At 62.2% G+C, this 24629-nt stretch carries 23 protein-coding genes; 14 read left to right on the top strand and 9 right to left on the bottom strand.

The window, feature by feature from the left end; translation table 11 throughout:
* Positions 1 to 102: 102 nt before the first annotated feature.
* Complete coding sequence (locus AC1RJW_RS10645; protein ID WP_493045154.1) at positions 103 to 969, bottom strand: HDOD domain-containing protein; 867 nt, start codon at positions 967 to 969, stop codon at positions 103 to 105.
* Positions 970 to 1242: 273 nt separating this feature from the next.
* Between AC1RJW_RS10645 and AC1RJW_RS10640 the strand changes: the two genes are divergently transcribed.
* Positions 1243 to 1833: a DNA-3-methyladenine glycosylase gene (locus AC1RJW_RS10640; protein ID WP_493044888.1), complete on the top strand. Its 591-nt coding sequence runs from the start codon at positions 1243 to 1245 to the stop codon at positions 1831 to 1833.
* Here AC1RJW_RS10640 and AC1RJW_RS10635 read toward each other — a convergent pair.
* Entirely contained in the window at positions 1830 to 3527 is a 1698-nt protein-coding gene (locus AC1RJW_RS10635) for a methyl-accepting chemotaxis protein (RefSeq protein ID WP_493044887.1), read from the bottom strand. The two genes, AC1RJW_RS10640 and AC1RJW_RS10635, sit on opposite strands and share 4 nt — an antisense overlap.
* A gap of 68 nt (positions 3528 to 3595) precedes the next feature.
* Entirely contained in the window at positions 3596 to 4054 is a 459-nt protein-coding gene (locus AC1RJW_RS10630; RefSeq protein ID WP_034780434.1) for a cache domain-containing protein, read from the bottom strand.
* 282 nt (positions 4055 to 4336) lie between these two features.
* Between AC1RJW_RS10630 and AC1RJW_RS10625 the strand changes: the two genes are divergently transcribed.
* The 5 genes from AC1RJW_RS10625 to AC1RJW_RS10605 all read left to right on the top strand — a co-directional run bounded on the left by AC1RJW_RS10625 (position 4337) and on the right by AC1RJW_RS10605 (position 10063).
* Positions 4337 to 5701 (top strand): KamA family radical SAM protein, encoded by a 1365-nt coding sequence (locus AC1RJW_RS10625; RefSeq protein ID WP_493044886.1) that lies wholly within the window; start codon positions 4337 to 4339, stop codon positions 5699 to 5701.
* A gap of 2 nt (positions 5702 to 5703) precedes the next feature.
* The gene (locus AC1RJW_RS10620; protein ID WP_493044885.1) at positions 5704 to 7053 is read left to right on the top strand and encodes an MFS transporter; all 1350 of its coding nucleotides are present in this window, start codon (positions 5704 to 5706) and stop codon (positions 7051 to 7053) included.
* Positions 6998 to 7846: a fumarylacetoacetate hydrolase family protein gene (locus tag AC1RJW_RS10615; protein WP_493044884.1), complete on the top strand. Its 849-nt coding sequence runs from the start codon at positions 6998 to 7000 to the stop codon at positions 7844 to 7846. Before AC1RJW_RS10620 ends, AC1RJW_RS10615 begins: the two co-directional genes overlap by 56 nt.
* Entirely contained in the window at positions 7846 to 8412 is a 567-nt protein-coding gene (locus AC1RJW_RS10610) for a carboxymuconolactone decarboxylase family protein (RefSeq protein WP_493044883.1), read from the top strand. Before AC1RJW_RS10615 ends, AC1RJW_RS10610 begins: the two co-directional genes overlap by 1 nt.
* Positions 8413 to 8503: 91 nt before the next feature.
* Positions 8504 to 10063, top strand: coding sequence for a S1C family serine protease (locus AC1RJW_RS10605; protein ID WP_493044881.1), 1560 nt, complete (start codon positions 8504 to 8506; stop codon positions 10061 to 10063).
* Between the two features lie 56 nt (positions 10064 to 10119).
* On the opposite strand, the gene AC1RJW_RS10600 is transcribed toward AC1RJW_RS10605, so the two are convergent.
* The 3 genes from AC1RJW_RS10600 to yjgA form a co-directional block, all read right to left on the bottom strand.
* Complete coding sequence (locus tag AC1RJW_RS10600) at positions 10120 to 10788, bottom strand: alpha/beta hydrolase (protein ID WP_326456449.1); 669 nt, start codon at positions 10786 to 10788, stop codon at positions 10120 to 10122.
* Entirely contained in the window at positions 10785 to 11417 is a 633-nt protein-coding gene (gene mog / locus AC1RJW_RS10595) for a molybdopterin adenylyltransferase (protein WP_326456448.1), read from the bottom strand. Before mog ends, AC1RJW_RS10600 begins: the two co-directional genes overlap by 4 nt.
* Positions 11418 to 11506: 89 nt before the next feature.
* Entirely contained in the window at positions 11507 to 12106 is a 600-nt protein-coding gene (gene yjgA, locus AC1RJW_RS10590) for a ribosome biogenesis factor YjgA (protein WP_326456447.1), read from the bottom strand.
* Positions 12107 to 12202: 96 nt separating this feature from the next.
* Here yjgA and pmbA point away from each other — a divergent pair, with 96 nt between their 5' ends.
* The 3 genes from pmbA to AC1RJW_RS10575 all read left to right on the top strand — a co-directional run bounded on the left by pmbA (position 12203) and on the right by AC1RJW_RS10575 (position 17534).
* Positions 12203 to 13555: a metalloprotease PmbA gene (pmbA, locus tag AC1RJW_RS10585; RefSeq protein WP_493044880.1), complete on the top strand. Its 1353-nt coding sequence runs from the start codon at positions 12203 to 12205 to the stop codon at positions 13553 to 13555.
* A 248-nt stretch (positions 13556 to 13803) separates the two neighbouring features.
* Positions 13804 to 16215 carry a TonB-dependent receptor plug domain-containing protein gene (locus tag AC1RJW_RS10580; RefSeq protein WP_493044879.1) on the top strand — a complete coding sequence of 804 codons (2412 nt, stop codon included), beginning with the start codon at positions 13804 to 13806 and terminating at the stop codon, positions 16213 to 16215.
* Between the two features lie 11 nt (positions 16216 to 16226).
* On the top strand, positions 16227 to 17534 hold the full coding sequence (locus tag AC1RJW_RS10575) for an aminotransferase class V-fold PLP-dependent enzyme (RefSeq protein ID WP_493044878.1): 1308 nt from the start codon (positions 16227 to 16229) through the stop codon (positions 17532 to 17534).
* 40 nt (positions 17535 to 17574) lie between these two features.
* Here the strand turns inward: AC1RJW_RS10575 and AC1RJW_RS10570 are convergent, their stop codons facing one another.
* Together AC1RJW_RS10570 and AC1RJW_RS10565 are read right to left on the bottom strand one after the other, a co-directional pair.
* The gene (locus AC1RJW_RS10570; RefSeq protein ID WP_493044877.1) at positions 17575 to 18705 is read right to left on the bottom strand and encodes a cytochrome-c peroxidase; all 1131 of its coding nucleotides are present in this window, start codon (positions 18703 to 18705) and stop codon (positions 17575 to 17577) included.
* Positions 18706 to 19059: 354 nt separating this feature from the next.
* Positions 19060 to 20184 (bottom strand): M14 family metallopeptidase, encoded by a 1125-nt coding sequence (locus tag AC1RJW_RS10565; RefSeq protein ID WP_493044876.1) that lies wholly within the window; start codon positions 20182 to 20184, stop codon positions 19060 to 19062.
* Positions 20185 to 20325: 141 nt separating this feature from the next.
* Between AC1RJW_RS10565 and AC1RJW_RS10560 the strand changes: the two genes are divergently transcribed.
* A complete protein-coding gene (locus AC1RJW_RS10560) occupies positions 20326 to 20580 on the top strand; it encodes a hypothetical protein (protein WP_493044875.1) in 255 nt (84 codons plus the stop codon).
* A gap of 235 nt (positions 20581 to 20815) precedes the next feature.
* Here AC1RJW_RS10560 and paaX read toward each other — a convergent pair whose 3' ends face one another.
* The gene (paaX, locus tag AC1RJW_RS10555; protein WP_493044873.1) at positions 20816 to 21745 is read right to left on the bottom strand and encodes a phenylacetic acid degradation operon negative regulatory protein PaaX; all 930 of its coding nucleotides are present in this window, start codon (positions 21743 to 21745) and stop codon (positions 20816 to 20818) included.
* Between the two features lie 267 nt (positions 21746 to 22012).
* On the opposite strand from paaX, the gene paaA reads away from it, so the two are divergent.
* Genes paaA through paaD form a run of 4 tightly spaced genes read left to right on the top strand, consistent with a single transcriptional unit; the run spans position 22013 to position 24615 of the window.
* The gene (gene paaA, locus AC1RJW_RS10550) at positions 22013 to 23002 is read left to right on the top strand and encodes a 1,2-phenylacetyl-CoA epoxidase subunit PaaA (protein WP_493044872.1); all 990 of its coding nucleotides are present in this window, start codon (positions 22013 to 22015) and stop codon (positions 23000 to 23002) included.
* Between the two features lie 28 nt (positions 23003 to 23030).
* The gene (gene paaB, locus AC1RJW_RS10545; RefSeq protein WP_034746356.1) at positions 23031 to 23315 is read left to right on the top strand and encodes a 1,2-phenylacetyl-CoA epoxidase subunit PaaB; all 285 of its coding nucleotides are present in this window, start codon (positions 23031 to 23033) and stop codon (positions 23313 to 23315) included.
* Positions 23316 to 23329: 14 nt separating this feature from the next.
* Positions 23330 to 24082, top strand: a complete 753-nt coding sequence (gene paaC, locus AC1RJW_RS10540; RefSeq protein WP_493045153.1) for a 1,2-phenylacetyl-CoA epoxidase subunit PaaC — start codon at positions 23330 to 23332, stop codon at positions 24080 to 24082.
* Complete coding sequence (paaD, locus tag AC1RJW_RS10535; RefSeq protein WP_493044871.1) at positions 24082 to 24615, top strand: 1,2-phenylacetyl-CoA epoxidase subunit PaaD; 534 nt, start codon at positions 24082 to 24084, stop codon at positions 24613 to 24615. The genes paaC and paaD overlap by 1 nt, the downstream gene beginning before the upstream one ends.
* Positions 24616 to 24629 lie beyond the last annotated feature (14 nt).

Genomic DNA, 24629 nt, shown 5'->3' with positions numbered 1-24629 from the left:
GATCAACAGGTTAAGAAATACGGTCAGGCAAACGGAAACGGGCGCCAGGGCTTTGCCAGGCGCCGGGACGGATCATACAGGCGGACGCGGCCGCCTGATACCTCAATGGTCGGTATCGAACATCTCGTGCAGCTCGTCGAGTAGGTCGGCGGCTTCTTCCTGCGACAGGCCAAGATGCTGGCAAGCAAGTTCGCCGCCCTTGTCCCACTCCAGCGAAGTACTGTTGCCATGGTAGCGCTGAATGCCCTTTTCGGCCAGCAGCGACAGGGCGACGAGCGAGCGGATGGCGTCGTCCGTGGACGGGTCCGCCAGCACCTTGTAGTCGTGGTGGTGCAAAATCGCCCAGGAAACGTCGGAGGACAGGCCCCAGTTGCGCGCCAGCAAGCAGCCGATGGCCGCGTGGTTGGTCTGGTGGCGCGCGTCTTCCAAGGCCGTAAAACAGTTGTGCGCATCGTTGGCCGCCGCCGCATAGGTGTTGACGTAGTCGGGGAAACGGTTCATCAGCAGGGGCACGCCGATGTCGCAGAACAGGCCGAAGGTATGCGCGATATCGGGCGGGGCGATGCGCAGCTTGCGCGAGGTAAATACCAAGGCGCGTGCGCGCTTGGCCGACACATCCCAGAAGTTGGTCAGTTCCACGCCTTCCGCTTCCAGCGCCTGGCGCGCCAGCAAGCCCGTCATCATGGCGCTGCATTGATTGATGCCGAGAAAGTTGATGCCTTGCTCGACGGACTTGGCCTTGCGCGCGGCGCCATAGAACGGCGAATTCGCCAATTTCAGCAGCGCGCCGGACATGCCGACATCGTCGGCGATGATGCGCGCGATGCGGCGCGGCGACGGGTCGTCTTCCGCCAGTTCGCGCTGCAGGTCGACCAGCAGGCTGGGACGCGGCGGGATACGGATGGAACGCATCAAGGCGTCAACCGGATCTTCCTGCACTACCTGCTTTTGCGCTGCCGCTCTCATCATCATTGTCTTGCCTGGTTGTTATCTTGTTGCGCTGCCGCCATCCGCCTCGTGAGCGCCCGGCGCGGTGCCGACGATTATCGCTGTTTATGCGTGGCAATAGTTCATCTGTGCAAACTATTCTGGAAAAAATCCCCGTTTTGGCCTGGTCCACGCCCTATTTTCCGCATTTTGCGACGCTGCCCATCCCGATATTAATGATAAAAACATCAAGTTTTATTTGTTTTTAAGGCGAGACAAGGCGTGCGGCGGAGCGCGTGGCATTACAATTGCCGGATGAAAAAAATCCTCGCGGGTATCGATTTTGCGGACGATTCCAGCAGCGTGGCGCGCCAGCTGATCGGCGTGACCGTGCTGGTCGACGGCGTGGGCGGGCGCATCGTGGAAACGGAGGCGTATGACCGGCTGGACCCCGCTTCGCACACGTATGGCGGCTTGACGCCGCGCAATGCGGCCATGTTCGGCCCGCCCGCGCACGCCTATGTCTACCGCTCGTACGGCATTCACTGGTGCCTGAACTTTGTCTGCCGCGAAGCGGGGCATGGCGCAGGCGTGCTGATCCGTGCCATCGAACCGCTGGCGGGCATCGATGCTATGCGCGAGCGGCGCGGTGTCGAGGATGCGCGGCTGCTGTGTTCGGGGCCGGGCAAGGTGTGCCAGGCGCTCGGTGTCACGCATAGGCAGAACCGCCTGGCGCTCGATGCGCCGCCCTTCATGCTGCTGGCGCGCGAGGAAGAGGTTGCCGTACAGGCGGGGCCGCGCATCGGCATTTCCAGGGCGATGGAGACGCCATGGCGCTTTGTGCTGGCCGGTTCGCGCTATCTGAGCAAACCGATGCACACGCCTGTCATTGAGTTACCTCGCTAGCCGCGCCGGCGCCGGGGCGCATCCTTCGCGCCACGCATGCCGGGCATGCCGCGTAGCGGGCTGTGCAGTGCGCGCCGTTCCTGGGCGGGCATCCTGGCGGGGTCTTGAAAGGCGTCGTCGTCCGCGCTGGCGGGCGTTGCCGGCGCCGCTTGATCCAGGGTAAAGACGTTGACCGCCGCCGACAGTTTGACGGCCTGGTCCTGCAAACTGGCCGCCGCTGCCGCCGCCTGCTCCACCAGGGCCGCGTTTTGCTGGGTGACGCCATCCATTTGCGCCACGGCATGGTTGACTTCCGTGATGCCCGAGGCCTGCTCCGCGCTGGCCTCTTTCACGCGCTGGATGATCTCGTTGACTTGCTGCACCGACGCCACGATGGCGCCCATGCTGTCGCCCGCTTGCTGCACGGCCACGCTGCCGCCATCGATGGTGGTGACGGAGGTGGCGATCAGGGTCTTGATTTCCTTGGCCGCCTGCGCCGAGCGCTGCGCCAGGGTACGCACTTCCGACGCCACCACGGCAAAGCCGCGGCCTTGCTCGCCCGCGCGCGCCGCTTCCACCGCCGCATTCAGCGCGAGGATATTGGTCTGGAAGGAAATGCCGTCGATCACGCCGATAATATCCACGATCTGGCGCGAATTGGCGCGTATCGTCGCCATCGTCGCCACCGCTTGCTGCATCGACTCCCCCCCTTGCATGGCCAGGGTGGAGGCTTGCCCCGCCAGGTCGCAGGCCAGCTGGGCGTTGTCGGCATTGTTGTTGACGGCTTCCGTCAAGGTTTCCATGGCGCTCGACGTTTCTTCCAGCGAACTGGCTTGCATTTCCGTGCGCGCCGACAAATCCAGATTGCCGGTGGCAATTTCACGCGAGGCCGTGTCGATCGATTGCACGGCGCCCATGATGGTGCGCAAGGTCTGGTTCAGGTGGGCGATGGTCTGGTCCAGCACGCGCGACGTGGCGGCGATTTCGTCATTGCCCTGCTTGGGTGCGCCGGCCATCAGCTTGCCCGCCGCCAAGTCTTGCACGGCGTCGGCAATGCCGCGGATTTCCACCAGCATGGCGCGGCGTACCAGCATGGTCACCACGATGGAGGCGAGGATCGACAGCAGGACGGTCAGCAGCAGGCTCCAGCCCAGGCTGCGGAACTCGGCGCTGGCCGTCGTATGGGCCTGGCTGCTGAGCTTTGTTTCCAGGGCAGACAGTTGCGCCAGCTGCGTATTGAACTGGACGAATTGCGTTTCCGCCTTGAGCATGGAATTGGTGGCGATCGACTGGTCCATCTGCGCCATTTCCATGGTTTCCAGCACGGCCTTGCGATAACCGGCCAGGGCCGTGATGGCCGCATCGACCAGGGTGCGCTCGGCACCCGTGGCCGTGGAGCGCAGCGTGGCCAGCTGGGTGCCGATGGCCGCGTGGCGCGCCTTGATCTGTTGCTCCAGCGCATCGAGGCGGGCCTTGGCGAAGCTGCCATTCGTCCACGACAGCAACTGGTACATATTGCCATGCACATGCTTGGCCTCGCCGACGACATCGGCGGCCGCCTTCAAATGCGCGATGCGCACCAGCACCATGTTTTCCAGCGAGGCATTTTGCCGCACCATGCCATACCAGGCACCGGTCGAGCTGAGTATCAGCAGCAGCAAGACCAGGGTGGGCGCCAGCAATAATTTTGGTCCGATGCGTAATTGATTGAGCATGCTTGACTCCTGGCTATGGCTGTTCAAACCGCAGGCGGCGCGCGGCGTTCCTGCGCGCCGCCCCTGCCTTATTTTTTGTAGATACCCGCTTCCAGCACCACATCGTTGACGCGCAGGATGTACGTGGTCTTCGGTTCGATCTTGCCGCTGGTGGGATTCTTGTACTGGTAATCGACCCAGCCCTTGCCCTGTTTTTGCGCCAGCTCAATGATTTCACGCCGATATTTCTTGCCATTCGCATCCGGTACATCCGTCAAATCCTTGCCCACGATGGAAGGATTGATGGGGTGGGCCAGCACGATGCCCGTCTTGATGTCGCGCATGTCCACATACAGCGAGCCCTGCACGAAGTCCGGGTCTTTCGCCGTGATTTTCTTCATCATTTCTTCCTTGCCATGCGCCTTCATGAAGGCGGCACCCCGTTCGGCCATGGCGATGGCGTCTTTTTCCGTTGGTTCGACCGCGGCACTGACGCTGCCGCCGGCAAATGCCAGGCACAGCAGGCTACCCGTGAATAAGCGTTTCATGAAAGCTCCTTGTGATATCGAGGGATGTGTTGCCAAGTCGTAATTTACGTCGCTGGCGGCGCCATCAAATTGCGATGGAACAAACTAAGGTGTTGCTTGTAGGCAGCGTGCAACGTATCGGGAGGCTTGTTGATATGTAGCAATTTGGTTCCTGGTAGCAAGAACTATGATGACTTTCACAGCATGCCGAGATGGACATGGCATGTGGGGGAAGAGGCTGGAATTGGCCGACATGGGCTGATTTCATGAAAGTTATCGCTATTTACAGGCAAGGAGCCGATCGTGTCCGCACTCATTACCGAGCCGTTTTCACCCAAGTTCAAGCCGTATACGCGGCAAACCATTCAACAGGCGCGGCAGTGGGAATGGCTGCCGGAAGAGCAGCGCGAAGCCGTGCAAGTGGTCTCGCACGTCTTGCCGTTTCGCACCAATGAATATGTGCTCGATCAGCTGATCGACTGGAACAACATCCCTGACGACCCCATCTACCGCCTCGTGTTTCCCCACCGCGATATGCTGCCGCCCGAGCAGTACGCGCATCTGCGCGACTTGGTGCTGGTCAAGCAGGACAAGGCCGCCATCGATGCCTATGTGCATGGCTTGCGCCTGGGAATGAATCCCCATCCGGCCGGGCAGATGACGCATAACGTGCCGCGGGTCAACGATGCGCCCGTGCGCGGCCTGCAGCATAAATATGCGCAGACGGTGCTGTTTTTCCCCAGCGCCGGCCAGACGTGCCACGCGTATTGCACTTTCTGTTTCCGCTGGCCCCAGTTCGTCGGCATGGACGACATGAAGTTCGATGCGCGCGAATCGAACGAGCTGGCCGCCTACCTGAAACTGCATCCGGAAGTGACGGACGTGCTGATCACGGGCGGCGATCCGATGATCATGAACACGCGGCAACTGGCCTCCTACCTGGAGCCGCTGCTGGCGCCAGGCCTGGAACACATCCAGAACATTCGCATCGGCACCAAGGCGGTGGCGTATTGGCCGCAGCGCTTTGTCTCGGACCGCGATGCGGATGACTTGATGCGCCTGTTCGAGCGCATCGTCAAGGCGGGCAAGAACCTGGCCGTGATGGGCCATTACAGCCATGCCGTCGAGTTGCGCCAGGATATCGCGCAGCAAGCCGTGAAACGCATCGTTTCCACGGGCGCCACCTTGCGCATGCAGGGGCCGCTGATTCGCCATATCAACGAAGACCCGGCAAGCTGGGCCGAGCTGTGGCAGACGGGCACGCGCCTGGGGGCGATTCCGTATTACATGTTTGTCGAACGGGACACGGGGCCGCGCGGCTATTTCGAGTTGCCCCTGGCGAAGGCGCACGAGATTTTCCAAGCCGCCTACCAGATGGTGTCGGGCCTGTCGCGCACGGTACGGGGGCCGTCCATGAGCGCCTTCCCCGGCAAGGTCGTCATCGACGGCATCGTCACCATCAATGGCGAAAAACTGTTTGCCCTGCAATTTTTGCAGGCGCGCAACCCGGACTGGGTGCGCCGGCCGTTTTATGCGAAGTTCGATGCGGAAGCGACGTGGATGGACGATTTGAAGCCCGCGTTCGGCCACGATAAATTCTTCTTCGAGACGGATGAACCTGTGCCGCAGCTGCCGCACAAAATCATCCGCCTGGCGCAGGCTGCCTGAGCATGCATGCCGTCGGTGCGCCTGCCCGTTCCGGCGTGGCCGTGTTTTGCCTGGTGTTCCTGCCGTTCGCGCTCGGGCATTACCTGTCGTGCCTGCTGCGCGGCGTGAATGCCGTGCTGACGGCCGAATTGCTGGGCGCCATCGCCCTGACGCCGGCCCAGCTGGGCCTGCTGACCAGCGCCTTTTTTCTCGCCTTTGCGCTGGTGCAATTGCCAGTCGGCATGGCGCTCGACCGTTACGGCCCCCGCACGGTGCAACTGTGGCTGCTGGCGCTGGCGGCCCTGGGCGTGTGGCTGTTCAGCCGGGGCCACAGCTTTGCCGAACTGATGTGGGCGCGCGCCATCATGGGCGCCGGGCTGGGCGGCTGTTTCATGGCCGCCGTGAAAGCGATCTCGTGCGCCATCGCGCCGTCGCGCCTGCCCTCCGTGCATGGCTACCTGATCGCCGTGGGCGGCCTGGGCGCGGCCACGGCCACCATGCCCGTCAAGCTGGCCCTGCACTACACGGACTGGCGCGGCGTGTTCCTGGGGCTGGCGCTGGCGGCGCTGGCCATCGGCTTGTTGATCCGCCTGCTGTCGTCGGCCATGCCCGCGCCTGCCGCAGGCATGCACAAGGTGAGCAAGGTCAGCGTCTGGAGCGTGTACCTCGATCCCGGCTTTCGCCGCACCATTGCGCTGATCCTGCTGCCGCACACGGTGTTCTTTGGCGTGCAGGGCTTGTGGGTGGGGCGCTGGCTGGCCGACGTGGGCGGCTTGTCCGATGACAACGTGGCGTATTTGCTGTACCTGGGCATGGCAGCCGTCATCTTCGGCGCCATCGGCATGGGCATGCTGACGGAATGGGCAGGGCGGCGTGGCATTGCACCCATGCAAGTGGCGGCCGCCGGCATCGTCCTGTTTGTCGCCGTGCAAGTGGCGATGGCGTGCAATGTGGTGCCCGGCCTGCCTTTGCTGTCCGTGCTGTTTACCTTGCTGGGCACGGTGACGGGTCTCGAGTATGCGATCGTCGCGCAAAGCATGCCCGCCAGCCTGACGGGCAGGGCGGCCACCTGTTTGAATTTGCTCATTTTTACGGGCGCCTTCCTGGTGCAGGCGGGTTTTGGCCTGATCCTCGGCTGCTGGCCCCTGAATAGCCAGCAGCAGTACCCGCCGCAGGCGTATCAGGTGGCGTTTGGCGTGCTGGCGGCCTTGCAACTGCCGGGACTTGCGATGTTTTTCATCAACCGCTACAGGCGTGCCGGGCCATCCGGTAAAATGGCAGCCTGCACAGCGGCAATGATCAACTCCAAGGAAGACTATGAAACTCGTTCGTTATGGACGTCCAGGCAAGGAAAAACCGGGCCTGATCGATGAAGAAGGCAAACTGCGCGACCTGTCCGGCGTGATTGCCGATATTGACGGCGCGCAACTGTCCGACAAGGCCTTGCGCAAGCTGGCCAAGCTCGACGAAAAGACCTTGCCCCTGGTGCGCGGCAACCCGCGCTTCGGCGTGCCGGTGGCCAAGGTCGGCAAGTTCATCGGCATCGGCCTGAACTACGCGGACCACGCGGCCGAATCGGGCATGCCGATCCCGGCCGAACCGATCGTGTTCATGAAGGCAATCACTTGCCTGAACGGTCCGGATGACAATGTCGTGCTGCCGAAAGGCTCGAAAAAGACGGACTGGGAAGTCGAGCTGGGCGTGATCATCGGCACGCGCGCGCAGTACGTGAGCGAAGAGGACGCGCTGAAATACGTGGCCGGCTATTGCGTCGTCAACGATATTTCCGAGCGCTCGTTCCAGCTGGAGCGGGGCGGCCAATGGGACAAGGGCAAGGGCTGCGACACCTTCGGCCCTGTCGGCCCGTGGCTGGTGACGCGCGATGAAGTTATCGACGAGCAAGACCTGGACCTGTACCTGGAAGTCAACGGCAAGCGCATGCAGACTGGCAATACGCAAACCATGATCTTCACGGTGGCGCAGATCGTCAGCTACCTGTCGCAATTCATGACTCTGGAACCGGGCGACGTGATCGCCACGGGCACGCCGCCGGGCGTGGGCCAGGGCCGCAAGCCGCAGCGCTTCCTCAAAAAAGGCGACAGCCTGCGCCTGGGCATCGCCGGCCTGGGCGAACAGCAGCAGGACGTCGTCGCCTGGACTGCCTGATGGCCGGTAGCGATATCGACCGTTTGCCCGCGCTGCCGCTGGACCGGCTGGACCCGCAGCAGCGCGCCGCCGCGCAAGCCATCATCGATGGTCCGCGCGGTGCCCTGTACGGCCCCTTCGTGCCCCTGATCCGCAGCCCCGAGCTGATGGAAACGGCGCAGCGCATGGGCGAATATTTGCGCTACCGCAGTGCCATCGGCACGCGCCTGTCGGAACTGGCGATCCTGGTGACGGCGCGCCAGTGGGACCAGCAGGTCGAGTGGGCCATCCACGCGCCGCTGGCCGTGCAGAACGGTATCGCGCAAGCGGCCGTGGACGCCATCGCCGCGCGGCGCCTGCCGCTTGCCCTGAAGGAAGATGAACAAGCCGTGCATGATTTTTGCATCGAGTTGCAGCAAAACAAGCGCGTCGGCGACGCGACGTATGCACGGGCGCTGGCGCTGTTTGGCGAGCACGGCGTGGTCGACTTGATGGGCATCAATGGCTATTACACCTTCCTGGCCATGGTGATGAATGGGGCGCAGACGGCCGTGCCGGCCTTGGGCGTCACGCCTTTGCCCGATTAGAATAGTTCTTCGGGAAAAGATGGACAAAGTGTAATGAAGTTGCAATTATTCAATATATAATTTTGCTTCCCTTCCATTGCCAAAAAGCTCAATGAAAACTCGTCCGTGCATCACCCTGATGGGCCGCGCCTTCCTGGCGCTGGCCCTTTCTTTTTCCCCCTTGATGACGCTGCGGGCGCTTGCCGCCGAGACCGCCGCTACGGCGACCGCCAGTGCTTCCGCCCTGGAAAATTCCGTCGTCAAGGTGTTTTCCACCCTGCGCGGGCCGGACCCGTATAAACCCTGGAGCAAGGCCGCGCCGCAAGAGGTGACGGGCTCGGGCGTCGTCATCGAAGGCCGCCGCATCCTTACCAATGCGCACGTGGTCGGCTATGCCAGCCAGGTGCAGATCCAGGCGAATGGCGCGGGCGACAAGATACCGGCAACCGTGCTGGCCATTTCGCGCGGCATGGACCTGGCCTTGCTGAAGATCGACGACGACAGTTTTTTCGCCAGCCACAAGGCGGTGCCGCGCGCCAACGTCTTGCCGGACGTGCGCGATGCCGTGCTGGCGTATGGCTATCCGACGGGCGGCACCTCGCTGTCGATCACCAAGGGTATCGTCTCGCGCATCGAATTCGTGCGCTACAACTTCCCCGTCTCCGGCCTGCGCATCCAGATCGATGCAGCCATCAATCCGGGCAATAGCGGCGGCCCCGTGATTGCCGGCGACAAGATGATCGGCCTGGCCTTTGCGGGCATGCTCAATGCGCAAAACATCGGCTACATCATCCCCAACGAGGAAATCGAGCTGTTCCTGCGCGATCAGGAAAGCGGCGCTCCCAAGGGCAAGCCGGCCATGCGCGACGTGACGCAAACGCTGGAAAATCCCGCGCTGCGCACCTACCTGAAGCTGGCCAAGGGTGTCGAGGGCGCCGTCGTGATGACGCCGGCCAGCAAGGATGCCGGCTATCCGCTCAAGGAGTGGGATGTGATCACGCATATCGGTGAATTTCCTATCGACAACCAGGGCATGGTCAAGCTGAATGCCAACAGCCGCGTGCGCTTCCAGTACCGCGTGCAGCAACTGGCGAAAGACGGCGAGTTGCCGTTGACGGTAGTGCGCCAGGGCGCGCCCCTGAAAATCAAGGTGCCCGTCTCGGCGGCGCACCCGATGCTCATTAGCGGTCTGCAGGGCAATTATCCGTCTTATTTCATCTTCGGCCCGATGGTGTTTTCGCGCGCCACCACGGAATTCATGGCGGCGCCGAGTGGCAACCCGGCAATGCTGGGCGGCATGGCGTTTGCCGGCAATCCGCTGGCCACGCGGCGCGGCGATGCGCCCGATAGCGAGCGCGAAGAGCTGGTGGTGATCGCCGCGCCATTCTTCCCGCACAAGCTGATGAATGGTTACAGTACCCGTTTCTTCTCGGTCGTCGATTCCGTCAATGGCGTGCGCGTGCGCAGCCTGGCGCACCTGGTGGCCTTGCTGCGCGACCAGACCGATGAGCTGCTGACGTTCCGCTTCCAGCAGCGCGATGCGGAAATGGTCGTCGTGCCCCGCAAGGAGATGCTGGCCGCGACGGAATCGGTGCTGACGGACAACGGTATCCGCTCGGAAGCGTCGCCCGACATGTTGAAGATATGGAATGCAAAAACGCCGGCGAACTGATCGTTCCTGGCGTTCCGTATGACAACAGGCGCGGCGCACACCGCGCCTGTTTTACTTTAAGCCAATACTTTTTTCAGCCACGCGCCGATGGCGTCGATTTCTTCCTGGCACAGCGAGTGCTGCATCATGTACTCGTGCCATTCCACCTTGTAACCCATGCCGGTGAGCAAGTCGCGTGACTGCTGCGCGCGGCCGATCGGCACCACGGGGTCGGCCGTGCCGTGCGCCATGAAAATCGGCGTCTGCAGGCTCGCCGGCGTGCGTTCAAGAGCCGTCTTGTCGGCCAGGGGCAGGTAGCCGGACAGGCACATCAGGCCGGCCAGCGGTTCCGCATGGCGCAAGCCCGTCTGCAAGGTCATGGCACAGCCTTGCGAGAAGCCTGCCAGGATGATGCGGCTGGCGGGAATGCCGCGCGCTTTTTCGCGCGCGATCAGCGCTTCGATCTGCGCCTGCGAGGCACGCAGGCCGCCCTCGTCTTCGCGGCGCACGAGGTCGTTCACGAGGATGTCGTACCAGGCGCGCATCACGTAGCCGTTGTTGATGGTGACGGGCATGGTGCCGGCGCTGGGGAAGATGAAGCGGATGGCGGGGCAGCCGCGCAAATCGAGTTCTTTTACCAGGGGCACGAAATCGTTGCCGTCGGCGCCCAGGCCGTGCATCCAGATGATGGAAACGGTGGGGTTCGGTGCGCTGTCGAGTTCTATGGTTTCCAGCAAGGTGCTCATGTATTTTCCTCAGGTAAAGGTTGCGCCGGACGCAGCGCCGATTTGGGACGGAAGGCCTTGCAGATGGCCGGGTCGGTTTCCATGTAGGGGCCACCGATGAGGTCGATGCAATAGGGGACGGCGGCAAAGATACCGTTCACCAATTGATTTCCATCAACATCCTTCAAGCCCTCCAGGGTTTCCTTGATGGCTTTTGGCTGGCCCGGCAAGTTCATGATCAGGCAAGCGCGCTCGGGCGTCTCGCGGATCACGGCCACCTGGCGCGACAGGATCGCCGTCGGCACGAATTGCAGGCTGATCTGGCGCATCTGTTCGCCGAAACCGGGCATTTCCTTGGTGCCCACGCTGAGCGTGGCGTCCGGCGTGACGTCGCGCCGCGCCGGACCCGTGCCGCCCGTCGTCAGGATCAGATGGCAGTGGTTCAGGTCGACCATGTCGATCAGGGTGTTTTCAATTTGCGAGCGCTCGTCGGGGATCAGGCGCTTTTCCAGGCGGAAAGGCGTGCGGATGGCGGCGGACAGCCAGCTTTCCAGGGCCGGAATGCCCAGGTCTTCATACACGCCGCCGCTGGCGCGGTCGGAGATCGACACGAGGCCGATAATCAATTCGTCTTCGAGAGTGGTGGACATCGGTCACCTATAAAGTCTGGAGTGGCGTAAAAACAATAAAACCGGGATTATCCCGGTTTTTTGTCCATCTTTGCGTTTCGGACGGCGAATTACTCGTCGTCTTCCGCTTCTGCGCCATCTTCATCGGCATCTTTCTTGCCGCTGTTGTTCTTCTTGGCGATCTCTTTCAAGATCTGGAAGATTTCGCGGTAGGCTTTCGGCGGCTTGTTCTCGGCTTGCTCCTTGCGGGCATTGCGGATCAGGGTGCGCAGGTGCTGCACGTCCAGTTCCGGGTTTTCCGACAGCAAGACGGTCAGCGCTTTGTCATCCGTCAAGAGCTTGTCGCGGCGGCGTTCCATCGCGTGCATATTGGCCGTGTCGGCTTTCGACAAGCCTTTCCAGCTATCGATGGTGCGTTGGATGGCGGCAACTTCTTCTTCATCCAGGGTACGCATTTTCTTGCCCACGTATTGCAGCTGGCGGCGGCGGCCTTCGTGATCCTTGATCTGCTGGCATTCGAGAATGGCGTCGCGCACGTCTTCCGGCATCGGGACGCGCTTGACGCGGTCGCGTGCCTCATTGACGAGTTCTTCGCCCAGCTTTTGCAGGACGGTCATCTGGCGCTTGAGTTCCGACTTCGACGGACGTTCATATTCCTGTTCGAATTCGGTGGATTGGAAGCCGCAAGCTCCCCGGTTTGGATTTGGCATGATATATAAGGCGGGAGAGGACTTGTGGACCGCTCCTGTAAACTGTAAACGACTGCTATGATAACCTTTTTAGCGGCTTTCCGAAGAAAACAGCGCATGAACGACTCCGTATTTACCCATAGTCAAGAGCAATTGCAGCAACTGGCCCGTGATGTGTTGTCTTTTGTGCGGGAAGCGGGCGGTACCGACGCAGCCGTCGAAGTCAGCGAAGGCGGCGGCCTGTCCGTTTCTGTACGAAAAGGCAAGATCGAGACGATCGAGCAAAACAAGGACAAGGGCATGGGCGTGACCGTGTTTGTCGGCAAGAAACGCGGCAATGCCAGCACCTCCGACTTTTCCCCTGCCGCCCTGCGCGCCACGGTGGACGCCGCCTACAATATCGCCCGCTTCACGGCCGAGGACGATTGCGCGGGGCTGGCCGACGCCGACATGCTGGAAATGTCCCCCCGCGATTTGCAACTGTTTTATCCCTGGCTCATTTCCGCCGAGGAAGCCGTCGCACTGGCCCAGCGGGCCGAAGCGGCCGCGTTCGCCGTCGACCCGCGCATCACGAACAGCGAGGGCGCCAGCGTGCACGTGCAGCAATCGCACTTTGTGTCCGCCAATTCGCGCGGCTTCATCGGCGGCTACCCGTTTTCGCGCCATACGCTGTCCGTGGCACCCATCGCCGGCAAGGGCGCGAAGATGCAGCGCGACGACTGGTATTCGTCCGTGCGCGACGCCGCCAAGATGTCGAGTCCGGAAGCCATCGGCCGCTACGCCGCCGAGCGCGCCCTGTCGCGCCTGAATGCGCGCAAGCTGGGCACGCGCACTTGTCCCGTGCTGTTCGAGGCGCCGCTGGCGGCCGGTTTGCTCGGTACCTATGTACAAGCGACCTCGGGCGGCGCCCTGTACCGCAAATCCACGTTCCTGAACGATTCCCTGGGCACGCAGGTGCTGCCGTCGCACGTGCAGATCTTCGAAGACCCGCACGTGATCGGCGGCGTCGGTTCCGCGCCGTTCGACGAAGAGGGCGTCAAGACTGTCAGCCGCGACGTCGTCAAGGATGGCGTGGTGCAAGGCTATTTCCTGTCGACCTATACGGCCCGCAAGCTGGGCATGCAGACGACGGGCAATGCGGGCGGCTCGCACAATCTGTACCTGACCTCGAACCTGACGGCCGCCAGCGACGATTTCAGTGCCATGCTGAAAAAGCTGGGCACGGGCTTGCTGGTGACGGAACTGATGGGACAAGGAACCAATTACGTGACGGGCGACTATTCGCGCGGCGCCTCCGGTTTCTGGGTGGAAAACGGCGTGATCCAGTATCCGGTGGAAGAAATCACGATTGCCGGCAACATGAAGGACATGCTGCGCAACATCGTCGCCGTGGGCGCCGACGTCTTGCGTCGCGGAACCAAAGAGACGGGTTCCATCCTCATCGAGAGCATGGTGGTGGCCGGCGGCTGAACGGATGCATTCCTCCTGATCAAAAGGCGCCGCTGGCGCCTTTTTTCTTGTCCCTGTGGTTTTTCGCGCAGCGGCCTGGTCGTCATACGGCGGAAATATTCGCTTCGTATGATGACGCCATCTGACGTTATCTGCGTAATTTAGATGCTTTTAATGTAAGTAAGCCGAACTTCGTGATATTTCATGCAAGATGCGAGTCTTGCCGTGACGCGTCGTTGTTGATCCAACCTGCATAGTGAACTCTCTCCATGACCTGTTCCCGTACCCGCATCGCCCGCGCGGCGGCCCTGTTGTGCGCCTTGAGCGCCGTCTTCGCCAGCCAGGCGCATGCCCATGGCGATGCGCCCGCCGCGCCCGTTGCTGCCAGCGATATCCTTGATACAACGCAAGCCGTGATCGTCACCGGCACGCGCGGCAGCAACCGCACGCAGTTCGATACCATGGCGCCCGTCGATGTGTTCAACCGCGAAGATATCGGCGCCGTCGAATCGTCGGACTTGAACGATGTCCTGGCGCAATTGGTTCCCTCGTACGTGGTGCAGCGCTTGCCGATGGCCGACGGGCAAGTCTTCGTGCGCCCGGCTACCCTGCGCGGCTTGTCGCCGGACCAGACTTTGGTCTTGATCAATGGCAAGCGTTTCCACCGCAGCGCCCTGCTCGGAGCGCGCGGTGCGCAGGCGCCGGACCTGGCGCAGATTCCCGTGTCCGCCATCAAGCGCATCGAGGTGCTGCGTGACGGCGCTTCGGCCCAGTACGGTTCCGACGCGATCGCGGGCGTGATCAACATCATTCTCGACGACACGGTCGGCACGGAGCTGTCCGTGCACCATTCGCAATATTCGGAAGGCGACGGCAAGGGCAATGAGCTCAACCTGAAGACGGGCTTTACGTTTGGCGAGACGGGCAAGGCGACGATTTTCGGCGCGCTGGCCCAGTCCGACCCCACTTCGCGCACGCGCCAGCGGGCCGACGCCATTGCTTTCCAGAATGCCCATCCTGAACTGAAGGTGCCGAATCCCGTGCAGCGCTGGGGCCAGCCTGAACTCGACAGCAAGCGCATCGGCTTCAATGCCAGCTTGGCCCTGTCCGACACGGCGGAACTGTACGGTTTCGGCCTGTTCAGCCGCAGCGACGGCACCTCGGATTTCAATTGGAGAAATCCAGACACCAGCACGGGCGCGTATAAGACCAGCAGCCTGTTCCCCGGCTGGGACTTGCGCAGCCTGTATCCGCTTGGTTTCAGCCCCAGCTATTCGAACGACCAGGATGATTTGCAGTTGGTGGCCGGTGTGCGCGGTCACTTCAACGACCGCTTCGGCTGGGATGTGAGCGCTTCCTATGGCCGTAACCGCATTGATTACAAGCTGGCCAATTCCATCAACGCCTCGATGGGGCCGAGCAGCCCGACGTCGTTCTACCTGGGCCAGTTGTCGCAGGCGGAAAAGATTCTCAACGCCAACTTCAACTATGAACTGCCCGTGGCATCGTTGCCGCAACCCGTCAATATCGCGTTTGGCGCGGAAGCGCGCAATGAAACGTATGGCGTGAAGGCGGGCGATGTAGCGTCCTGGACGGTGGGGCCGGGCGCGGCCGTCGGCCTGGACGCGAACGCCAACGGCGCGCCCGGTTTCAGCGACCGCCAGGCGGGCAGCTGGGGGCAGGACAGCTATGCGGCCTACCTGGACGTGGAAGTGCCCGTCAGCAAGGCCTTGAGCCTGGGCGGCGCGGCCCGCTATGAACATTTCTCGGAATTTGGCAGCACCGTCAACGGCAAGCTGTCGGCCCGCTACGCCTTGAGCGAAGACCTGGCCCTGCGCGGTTCCTACTCGACGGGTTTCCGCGCGCCAACGCCGGGCCAGTCGAACACCAACAGCACCAACCAGGGCCTCGACACCAAGACCCTGCTGTTGTTTACCAGTGGCCGCCTGGCCAACAACGACCCGCTGGCCATCCTGCTCGGTGCGCAGGCGCTGAAGCCTGAAAAATCGAAGAACCTGTCGCTGGGTTTTACCTGGAAGACGCCGGCCGGCTTTTCCGGTTCCGTCGACGTGTATGACATCAAGGTCAGCGACCGCTTCAGCACGTCCGCCGCGTTTGCCGTGCCCGCTGGCGTGGCCAACCCGCTGCGCTACACCTCCGTCAGCTATTTCACGAACGACTTCGACACCACCACGCGCGGCATCGATATCGTGGGCAGCCACGTCAGCCGTATCGGCGACGGCAAGCTGAACCTGACCCTGGCCTACAACTACAACACCACCAAGGTTGACGGCGGCAAGTCCAGCCTGGTGACTAATGCAGCCCAGCGCCAGGTGTTCGAAGAGCGCCTGCCGCGCCAGAAAGCCACCATCAGCGGCAACTACGACCTGGGCAGCTGGAATGCCCTGGCCCGCGTGCGCTACTACGGCGCCTGGACGGACAATTCCGGCAACGCCACGGGCGATATCTTCCAGCGTTTTGGCGCCATGCAATTTCTCGACCTGGCGGTCAGCTACAAGATCAGCGACAAGCAGTCCGTGCGCGTGGGTATCGACAACGTGCTGGACAAATATCCCGATGAGGCAACCTTCCAGGCCAGCCGCGGTCTGATCTATTCGCGCAACGCGCCATACGACACGGACGGGCGCAAGCTGTACGTCGAGTACAAAGTGAAATTTTAAGGGGGATGACGATGAATCCACAACGCCGCGCCTTGTTGCGTGCGGGTTCGCTGGCGGCGGCGCTGCCCTTGACGGCGGGCGCAGGATCGGCGGCGTCCGCCGCCTTGCCACCACCTTTGCCGGCAGTGCCCGCCGGCACCACGCCGGAGACGCTGGCCAGCAACCAGGCTTACTGGCAAGCCGTGGCCGGGCAATACGACACCACCGATGCCATCGTGCAACTCGACAATGCCTACTGGGGTTCGATGGCCAGGCCCGTGCTGCGTCATTACGAGCAGCAATTGACCATGGTCAACCGCGACAACGCCTGGTATGCGCGCATGCGCTTTCCCGCCGACTTCGAGGCGGCCCGCGCGGCGGCGGCCAGGGCGCTGGGCGTGGGGATCGATGAAATCGTGCTGACGCGGGGCGCCACGGAAGCGCTGCAAGTCTTGATCGCCGGCTACAACCGCCTGCAGCCGGGCGATGCGGTGCTGTACGCGGACATCGATTACGACAATATGATCACCGTCACGCGCTGGCTGCAGCAGCGGCGTGGCGCCCAGGTGGTGTCCATTGCCATCCCGGAACCATTTACGCATGACAATGTGGTTGCTGCCTATGTTGCCGCCATGGAACGTCAGCCGAAGCTGAAATTGATGCTGCTCACGCATGTCAACCACCGCAACGGTATGGTCTTGCCCGTGGCCGAGATCAGCCGCCTGGCGCGCGCACGGGGCATCGATGTGATCGTCGACACGGCGCATGGCTTTGGCCAGCTGGACATGACGATCCCCGACCTGCAGGCGGACTTTGCCGGCATCAACCTGCACAAATGGATAGGCGCGCCCGTGGGCGTGGGCGCCGCCTACATCAAGCGGGGCCGGGCGGCTGATATCGACCCGTACCTGGGAGAAAAGGCGGGCGACGATATCCGTACCCGCGTACATACGGGCACGCTCAATTTCGCCGCCTACCTGAGTTTGCCGGCGGCACTGGACTTGCATGCGCACATCGGCGTGGCCAACAAGCAGGCGCGGCTGCGGCTGCTGCGCAACCGCTGGGTGGAGGCGGCGCGCGGCATCGATGGCATCGAGGTGCTGGCGTCCAGCGATCCACGCCTGACGAGCGCCATCGCTTCGTTCCGTCTGAAAGGCAGGACCAGCGTGGCAGACAGTTATGCCCTGTCGAAAAAGCTGGTGCAGGAACACGGCATCTTTGCCGTGCCGCGTGACGGTCTTGCCAGCGGCGCATGCGTGCGCGTCACGCCGGGCATCTTTACGCCCGAGTCGCATCTGGACCGGCTGGTCGATGCCCTGCGCAAGGTGGCGCGCGGCTAGTTGCCAGGGGGGGCGTTCCGGCGCTGGAACGCCCCATGTATTACTGCTGGACTTGATAGCCATCCGTCAGCGTGGCCAAAAACTTCACCATATCCTCGATCTCGCCCGCCGTCAGCGCGGGCGCCATGCCCCGCTTGCGGTCGAACGGCCCCTCCTTGACGTTGACGTTGGCGCGGTACCTGGCGGGTAAGTCATTGAATTTCTGCACTTTTCCCCGCTTGTCGCGCGGATACCATTCTTGCGGATGCGTATCGCGCCGCACATAGAAACGCAGGGCATCCGTCAGATTGTCGAACACGCCGTTATGGAAAAACACCTGGCGCGTGGCGACATTGCGCAGGCTGGGCACCTTGAAGGCGCCGCATAACGCTCCTTTTGTGGCCAGGTCCGTGCGGTCGGGGCCGCACAAGCCCAGGTCGAAATAGGCGGGGTCGGCCGTGGCGGGAATGCGCGTATTGCGCGGCACGCCCAGATTGTCGAAACTGAAGTCCGTAAACAAGGGCGGCGCGCCATGTTCGCCCCGCACGCTGGGGTGGCAAGCGGCGCAATTGCCCTTGCGTTCATCGTTGAACAGGGCCAGGCCCCGCAATTCCGCCAGCTCCAGCGGAACCTTGTTGGCCAGGTAGAGGTCATATTTGGAATCGTAGCGGTGGAAATCCGGCTCTTCCTGTTGGAATTGCTGCAAGGCATAGGTGATGCGGCGAAAGGCCTGTTGCGGTTGCGCAAAGATGGCAGCGCCAAAGACGTGCCGGAATGCTTCCGCGTAGCTGCCGTTGCGCAGCCGCTCCACCACTTCATCCGTGCTGGCATTGGCCATTTCGTGCGCTGCCAGGAAAGGCCGTTCCGCCTGTTCCGCCAGGCTGGCGGCGCGGCCGTCCCAGTTGATGCCGCCGTTGGGCGCGCCTTCCTCATCAAAGCGGAAGGGCGGATTGTGTTCCAGGTAGCGCAGCGATGGCGTGGCGCGGTAGCCGTGGGCCCGGCCATCGGCGCCTCCCAGTTGCACCGCCAGTTTGTTGCCGGGCGCGTAAGCGTGGGCCGGGTCGTGGCAGCTGGCGCACGACTGCTTGCCCGAAGCGGACAGGCTGGCATCGTGGAAGATGCGCCGCCCCAGCTGGGCGGCAGGGCTGAGTTCGGCCGCCGTACCCGGCACGCCGTGCAAGCCAAGAAACAAGAATATGCACACGTGTGCAAATCGGGTCGGCGAAAATCGCGCCGCAGCGCGTGGCTGGTCTTTGATGGTCATAGGTGGGTGCTTATCGGCAAGGGAAGGGACAGGCAATGCTGCGCCCAGTATAGGCAGCAATGGCCGGCGTGGCAACGATTAGCGATGCTGCGCTGCGCCATGGTGGCGTGCATGCCGATGCGCTCGTGTTCCCTGTTGAAAGCTGGTTCGGCAGGTACGCAGCCATGATGCCAGGGGCGATGCCATGGCTGCGTATTGCAGAGAATCGGCTTGCCGGGCGGGCATAAAAAATACCCCGGCGAGCGGGGCATGGGATCAAGCGGACCGCTTCGGCCCTGGCGCTCAGGCGCGCAAGGTGGACAGAATCGGTTGCAGCACGGCCGCGCCCAAGGCGGCGCTGCGGGCGCCGCTCCAGCCCGTTTGCGGGTCGGGATCGTTGGCGTTGTCCTTGAACGGCAGTTCCAGGGTCAGCGACAGGCAGGCGAAGGCGTGCGTGATGTGGGGCGAGCCCATGGTCAGCACTTCCGGCGTGAACGGGCCGTCTTCATAGCCGTGCTCATCCTGGAAGTCGGGGCTGGCCACCTTGAAGTCGGCGATGAAGCGGTCTTGCGCCGCCTTCTGTGCTGGCGTAAAGTTTTCCAGCGCATCGCTGCCGGCCACGAAGACGTAAGGCAAGCCTTCGTCGCCATGCACGTCGAGGAACAGGTCGCAACCGATTTCATGCATTTTCTGTTTCACCAGGAATACTTCCGGGCTGCGCTCCATGGTCGGCGTCATCCATTCGCGGTTCAGGTTGGCGCCGGCCGCGTTGGTGCGCAGATTGCCGTGCACGGAACCGTCCGGGTTCATGTTCGGCACCACGTAGAAGACGGCGTCCTGCAGGCACTGGCGGGCAAACGGATTGGCCTGGTCCAGCAGCGCTTCGAGCATGCCTTCGACAAACCATTCGGCCATCGTCTCGCCCGGGTGCTGGCGCGCAATGACCCAGACTTTCTTTTCAGCATCGGCGTCGCCGACGACCAGCAGGTTCATGTCGCGGCCTTCCACGGTGCTGCCCAGGTCGATCAAGCGCACGAGCGGCGACGCTTGCGCGCTGTCGATCAGGGCCAGGTGGCGGTCCCATGGATACGGCTCGAAGTAGGCGTAGTAGACGCTTTCTTCTTCCGGCGTGTGTTCGATGGTCATTACCGTACCGTCAAAGCTGGTGGGCACGCGGAACCACGTTTCGCGGTCGTAGCTGGCCACGGCCTGGTAATCTTTCCAGCCGTCCGGGTAGGCCGACTTGCCTGCGTTCATGAAGCGCATCGTGCACGCCTCGCCTTGCGCGCCTTGCAGGCGGAAGTAAAACCACTGCGTGATGTCGGCATGGGAATCCTTGCGGATGTTCAGCTCGATGGATTGGGCATCGTCGGCGCGCAGCACCTCGATCGCGCCGGCGTCGAATTGCTGGCTGATTTTAATGGTCATGAGTGTTCCTGATAAAAACGTATGGGTTTTGCATCGTGTGCAATGGCGCGATGATACCTGTTTTGCGCTGGCCTTTGTGCTGGCGCAAACGATGACGGGTGTGCTTTGCTAAGGTGGAAGCTCCGACACGGGGAGAGCATCATGGATGACAACGGTAAACACATACGCGAACTGGAAAAGAAAATCAGCGCCCTCAGCGACGCCCTGGCGCACCTGGGCAAGGGTACGACCTTGCAGGAATTGCTGCGCATCATACGTTTCCCCGGCTATACGACGCCGGCCGAATTCACCTTCAACGTCGCCATCCTCGACACCATGCTGGTGCAGGCCAATGCGCTGGAAAAGCTGGGGCAGGATTTGCTGGCAGGGGCCAAGCAAGTGGTGGTGAAACAGTGAGCAGGCAGTGACTTACAACACCTAACAAAACCGTAGCGAGCGGAAGGGAGTTGTGGTTGAGAAACGCAACTGTACTAAGGTACAGTGAGCATCGCAGGCCGCAAATACCGACGCGCAGTAGGTTTTGATAGGTGTTCTTATTCCTGAACGCCTGAAAAATGGCCAGGGCAAGGCGCAGGGCCGCAGGCAGTACGAACGTACGCCCAGGCCCTGCAACGCCGCCATGGACGTTTTCTCAGGCGTTCAGGCCGCCGAAACGTTCAAAAAACCACGGCTCCACGTCCGGCGCGTGCTCGTCCTCGCGCCGCAGGGTGGCCAGGATGTGTTCCTCGGCCGCCGCATACGTGATGCGGTACAGGTCGCGCGCCAGCGCATAGGCTTGCGTGCCGGGCCACGGTTCGGGCAGCAGCTCGACGGGCAGTTGCGGGTCGTGCAACTGCACGCGGCGGTAGGCGTGCGTCAGCAGCGAGCGGATGACGAATGCCTGTTCCGCATCGAACACGGGCTCTTCCTGCAGCAGGGTCAGCAGGGGCTGGAAGCTGGCGATGAATTTTTCGTAGCCGGCCATCACTTCCGACAAGTCCCAGCATTCGCCCACCATGTCGCGCAGGGGGCGCGTACTGACGCCTGGCAACTCTGTTGTGTGGCAGACATACAGCTTGCCCTGCACCTCGTTGCGCACGAGGATATCTTCCAGCGCCTCCGTATTGCTGGCCGGGTGGCCAAAGATGCCAGGGGAAATCAAGCCGTAGCCCGCCCACAATAATTCCTTGCGCAGCGCGCCCCGTTCGGCGGCGCCGATGCTGCCGGCCGGCCCGATCACCAGGGTCCAGCTGCCATCCCAATGCACGACCAGCGGCGCATAGATGCGGCGGTAGGCGCGTTCGAAGCGGGCCAGCGCCTCCGGGCGTATCGTATAGGCGCTGCGGCGGCCGTCGCGTTGCGAGCTGAGCCAGCCTTCCTGCGCCAGGCGGAACACGCTGGTGCGCAATAGCCGGTCATTGACGCCGAACGGCGCCAGCAGTTCGATCAGGCTGCCCAGCCAGATGGCGCCGCCGCGCGGCACGATGGCGTCGCCAAAGATGGTCATCACCAGGGACTTCGAGCGCGGTGGGTCGCTTTCCAGGAAATCGGCTATCCATGCCGTGCAGCGGGTGTTCTTCATGTGGTTCCGGTCTGGCCGTGTTGCGGTCGGTTCAATAAAAGCAGCAGTTTACTTGGCTGCGCGGGTAGCGCGGCAATAATTTGCCGGATGCACGGGTAGCGCTCCATGGTGTTTTCTCATAAGCAATATCATACGCACAAAAAAGCGGCACAAGATACGAATTTTTAAAATGATTCACATCAAGTGTATGCAAATCGTTTTTTGTATCGTATTATCTGTTCATCGCACCGCGTTGCTGCGCAAAATCAAAGACATGGGAGACACATCATGTACGCACAAATGGTTGAAACCGGCCTCAAGAACGTCCGCTCCATCGACGACATGGGCCAGGAAGAGCGCGCTTTCCAGGCGCGCATCGACGAAGGCATCAAGATCGAGGCCAAGGACTGGATGCCCGACGCCTACCGCAAGACCCTGATCCGCCAGATTTCGCAGCACGCCCACTCGGAAATCGTCGGCCAATTGCCCGAAGGTAACTGGGTCACGCGCGCACCGACCCTGAAACGCAAATCGATCCTGCTGGCGAAGATCCAAGACGAAGCGGGCCACGGCCTGTACCTGTACAGCGCCGCGGAAACCCTGGGCGTCTCGCGCGACGATTTGCTCGCCGCCTTGCACTCGGGCAAAGCCAAATATTCCAGCATCTTTAACTATCCCACCCTGTCGTGGGCCGACATGGGCGCCATCGGCTGGCTGGTCGACGGTTCCGCCATCATCAACCAGATTCCCCTGTGCCGCTGCTCCTACGGTCCGTATGCGCGCGCCATGATCCGCGTCTGCAAGGAAGAATCGTTCCATGCGCGCCAGGGCTACGACATCATGATGTCGCTGTGCAAGGGCACCCCGGCACAGAAAGCCATGGCGCAGGATGCGCTGAACCGCTGGTGGTGGCCGTCGCTGATGATGTTCGGTCCATCGGACGCCGCTTCCGTCAACAGCGCCCAGTCCGCGCAATGGCGCATCAAGCTGTTCTCGAACGATGAATTGCGCCAGCGCATGGTCGACCAGACCGTGCCGCAAATCGAATACCTGGGCCTGACCGTGCCCGATCCCGACCTGAAGTTCAACGCCGAGACGGGCCATTATGAATTCGGCGAGATCGACTGGTCCGAGTTCAACAATGTCCTGAAGGGCAATGGCCCATGCAACCGCGAGCGTTTGCAAACGCGCGTGAAAGCGTATGAAGATGGTGCATGGTTCCGCGATGCCTTGGTCGCCTATGCCGACAAGCAAGCCGCTAACAAAGCAGCAGCGTAATTACATAAGACAGATAGGGGATAGCAACATGAGCAAAGAATGGCCTTTGTGGGAAGTTTTCATCCGCAGCCAGCACGGCCTGGCGCACAAGCATGTGGGCAGCCTGCACGCTTCCGACGCCACCATGGCGGTCAACCATGCGCGCGACGTCTACACGCGCCGCAATGAAGGCGTGAGCATCTGGGTGGTGCGCGCGGCCGATATCGTCGCCAGCAGCCCCGGCGACAAGGGCGCCCTGTTCGAGCCGTCGAACAGCAAGGTATACCGCCATCCCACCTTCTTCCCGATGCCGGAAGAAGTCAAGAACCTGTGATGGGAGCGCCTGCAATGGATGACAAGGTCAACTACCTTTTGCGCTTGGGCGACAATGCCCTGATCCTCAGCCAGCAGCTGTCGCAGCTGTGCGGCAAGGGGCCGGCGCTGGAAGAAGACATGGCGCTGACCAACGTGGCGCTCGACCTGCTGGGCCAGACGCGTTTGTGGTTCAGCTATGCGGCGGAACTGGAAAACGCGGGCCGCGACGAGGACGACATCGCCTTCCTGCGCGACGCCCACGATTTCAAGAATTGCCTGCTGGTCGAACAGCCGAACGGCAATTACGCCGACACCATGATGCGCCAGTTCTTCTTCGACAGTTGGCATTACTTCCAGCTGCTGGAACTGACGAAATCGACGGATGCGCGCATCGTCGAAGTGGCGCAAAAGTCGATCAAGGAAGTCACGTATCACTTGCGCCGCAGCGGTGACCTGATCGTGCGCCTCGGCGACGGCACGGCGGAAAGCCATGCGAAAACGCAGGCCGCGGCCGACAAGCTGTGGATGTACACGGGCGAGATGTTCAAGTACGACGCCGTCGACCAGGCCATGGTCGCCGCCGGCATCGCGCCCCCATCGGACATCCTGCGCCAGGCTTTCCTCGAACACGTCGCCGAGATCTTCGCCGAAGCGACATTGACCATGCCGGCGCCCGACGCCTGGATGCAAAAGGGCGGCAAGCAGGGCACGCACACGGAACACCTGGGTTTTATCCTGGCCGAGATGCAGTTCCTGCAGCGCGCCTATCCCGGGGCAGAGTGGTAATGAACACGGCCGCTGGCGCCGCCGCGCTGGATGCCGCCCAGGTCTGGGCCTGGCTGGGCGACGTGCCCGACCCGGAAATTCCCGTCATTTCGGTGGTGGACCTGGGCATCGTGCGCGCCGTCGAAGTCACGGATGGCGATGCCTGCACCGTGACGATCACGCCCACGTATTCGGGCTGCCCGGCCATGCAGGTGATCGCCGACGCCGTCACGGAAGCCTTGCGCAGCCATGGCGTGGCGAAGGTGACCCTGGTGAACCAGCTGGCACCCGCCTGGACCACGGACTGGATGAGCGAGACGGGCAAGGCCAAGCTGAAAGGCTATGGCATCGCCCCGCCGCAGCAGCAGGTGATCGACATCAGCGGCTTGCGTGGTGGCGTGAAACGGCAACCGATGCCCAAGCTGGAGGTGATCTGCCCGAACTGCGGTTCCACGCATACGCAGCTGACCAGCCAGTTCGGCTCCACGCCGTGCAAGGCCCTGTATAAATGCCTGGCTTGCCGCGAACCGTTTGACTACTTCAAGTGCCACTAAAAAAATCAGGCACA

It is taken from the genome of Janthinobacterium sp. GW822-FHT07A03 (genome assembly GCF_058798815.1).
This window is presented reverse-complemented; position numbering and strand designations above follow the sequence as displayed.

Bases quoted from the DNA above. Each gene is read 5' to 3' on its own strand.
- AC1RJW_RS10645 (WP_493045154.1), bottom strand. From the start codon at position 969: ATGATGAGAGCGGCAGCGCAAAAGCAGGTAGTGCAGGAAGATCCGGTT.
- AC1RJW_RS10640 (WP_493044888.1), top strand. From the start codon at position 1,243: ATGAAAAAAATCCTCGCGGGTATCGATTTTGCGGACGATTCCAGCAGC.
- AC1RJW_RS10635 (WP_493044887.1), bottom strand. From the start codon at position 3,527: ATGCTCAATCAATTACGCATCGGACCAAAATTATTGCTGGCGCCCACC.
- AC1RJW_RS10630 (WP_034780434.1), bottom strand. From the start codon at position 4,054: ATGAAACGCTTATTCACGGGTAGCCTGCTGTGCCTGGCATTTGCCGGC.
- AC1RJW_RS10620 (WP_493044885.1), top strand. From the start codon at position 5,704: ATGCATGCCGTCGGTGCGCCTGCCCGTTCCGGCGTGGCCGTGTTTTGC.
- AC1RJW_RS10615 (WP_493044884.1), top strand. From the start codon at position 6,998: ATGAAACTCGTTCGTTATGGACGTCCAGGCAAGGAAAAACCGGGCCTG.
- AC1RJW_RS10610 (WP_493044883.1), top strand. From the start codon at position 7,846: ATGGCCGGTAGCGATATCGACCGTTTGCCCGCGCTGCCGCTGGACCGG.
- AC1RJW_RS10605 (WP_493044881.1), top strand. From the start codon at position 8,504: ATGAAAACTCGTCCGTGCATCACCCTGATGGGCCGCGCCTTCCTGGCG.
- AC1RJW_RS10600 (WP_326456449.1), bottom strand. From the start codon at position 10,788: ATGAGCACCTTGCTGGAAACCATAGAACTCGACAGCGCACCGAACCCC.
- mog (WP_326456448.1), bottom strand. From the start codon at position 11,417: ATGTCCACCACTCTCGAAGACGAATTGATTATCGGCCTCGTGTCGATC.
- yjgA (WP_326456447.1), bottom strand. From the start codon at position 12,106: ATGCCAAATCCAAACCGGGGAGCTTGCGGCTTCCAATCCACCGAATTC.
- pmbA (WP_493044880.1), top strand. From the start codon at position 12,203: ATGAACGACTCCGTATTTACCCATAGTCAAGAGCAATTGCAGCAACTG.
- AC1RJW_RS10580 (WP_493044879.1), top strand. From the start codon at position 13,804: ATGACCTGTTCCCGTACCCGCATCGCCCGCGCGGCGGCCCTGTTGTGC.
- AC1RJW_RS10575 (WP_493044878.1), top strand. From the start codon at position 16,227: ATGAATCCACAACGCCGCGCCTTGTTGCGTGCGGGTTCGCTGGCGGCG.
- AC1RJW_RS10565 (WP_493044876.1), bottom strand. From the start codon at position 20,184: ATGACCATTAAAATCAGCCAGCAATTCGACGCCGGCGCGATCGAGGTG.
- AC1RJW_RS10560 (WP_493044875.1), top strand. From the start codon at position 20,326: ATGGATGACAACGGTAAACACATACGCGAACTGGAAAAGAAAATCAGC.
- paaX (WP_493044873.1), bottom strand. From the start codon at position 21,745: ATGAAGAACACCCGCTGCACGGCATGGATAGCCGATTTCCTGGAAAGC.
- paaA (WP_493044872.1), top strand. From the start codon at position 22,013: ATGTACGCACAAATGGTTGAAACCGGCCTCAAGAACGTCCGCTCCATC.
- paaB (WP_034746356.1), top strand. From the start codon at position 23,031: ATGAGCAAAGAATGGCCTTTGTGGGAAGTTTTCATCCGCAGCCAGCAC.
- paaC (WP_493045153.1), top strand. From the start codon at position 23,330: ATGGATGACAAGGTCAACTACCTTTTGCGCTTGGGCGACAATGCCCTG.
- paaD (WP_493044871.1), top strand. From the start codon at position 24,082: ATGAACACGGCCGCTGGCGCCGCCGCGCTGGATGCCGCCCAGGTCTGG.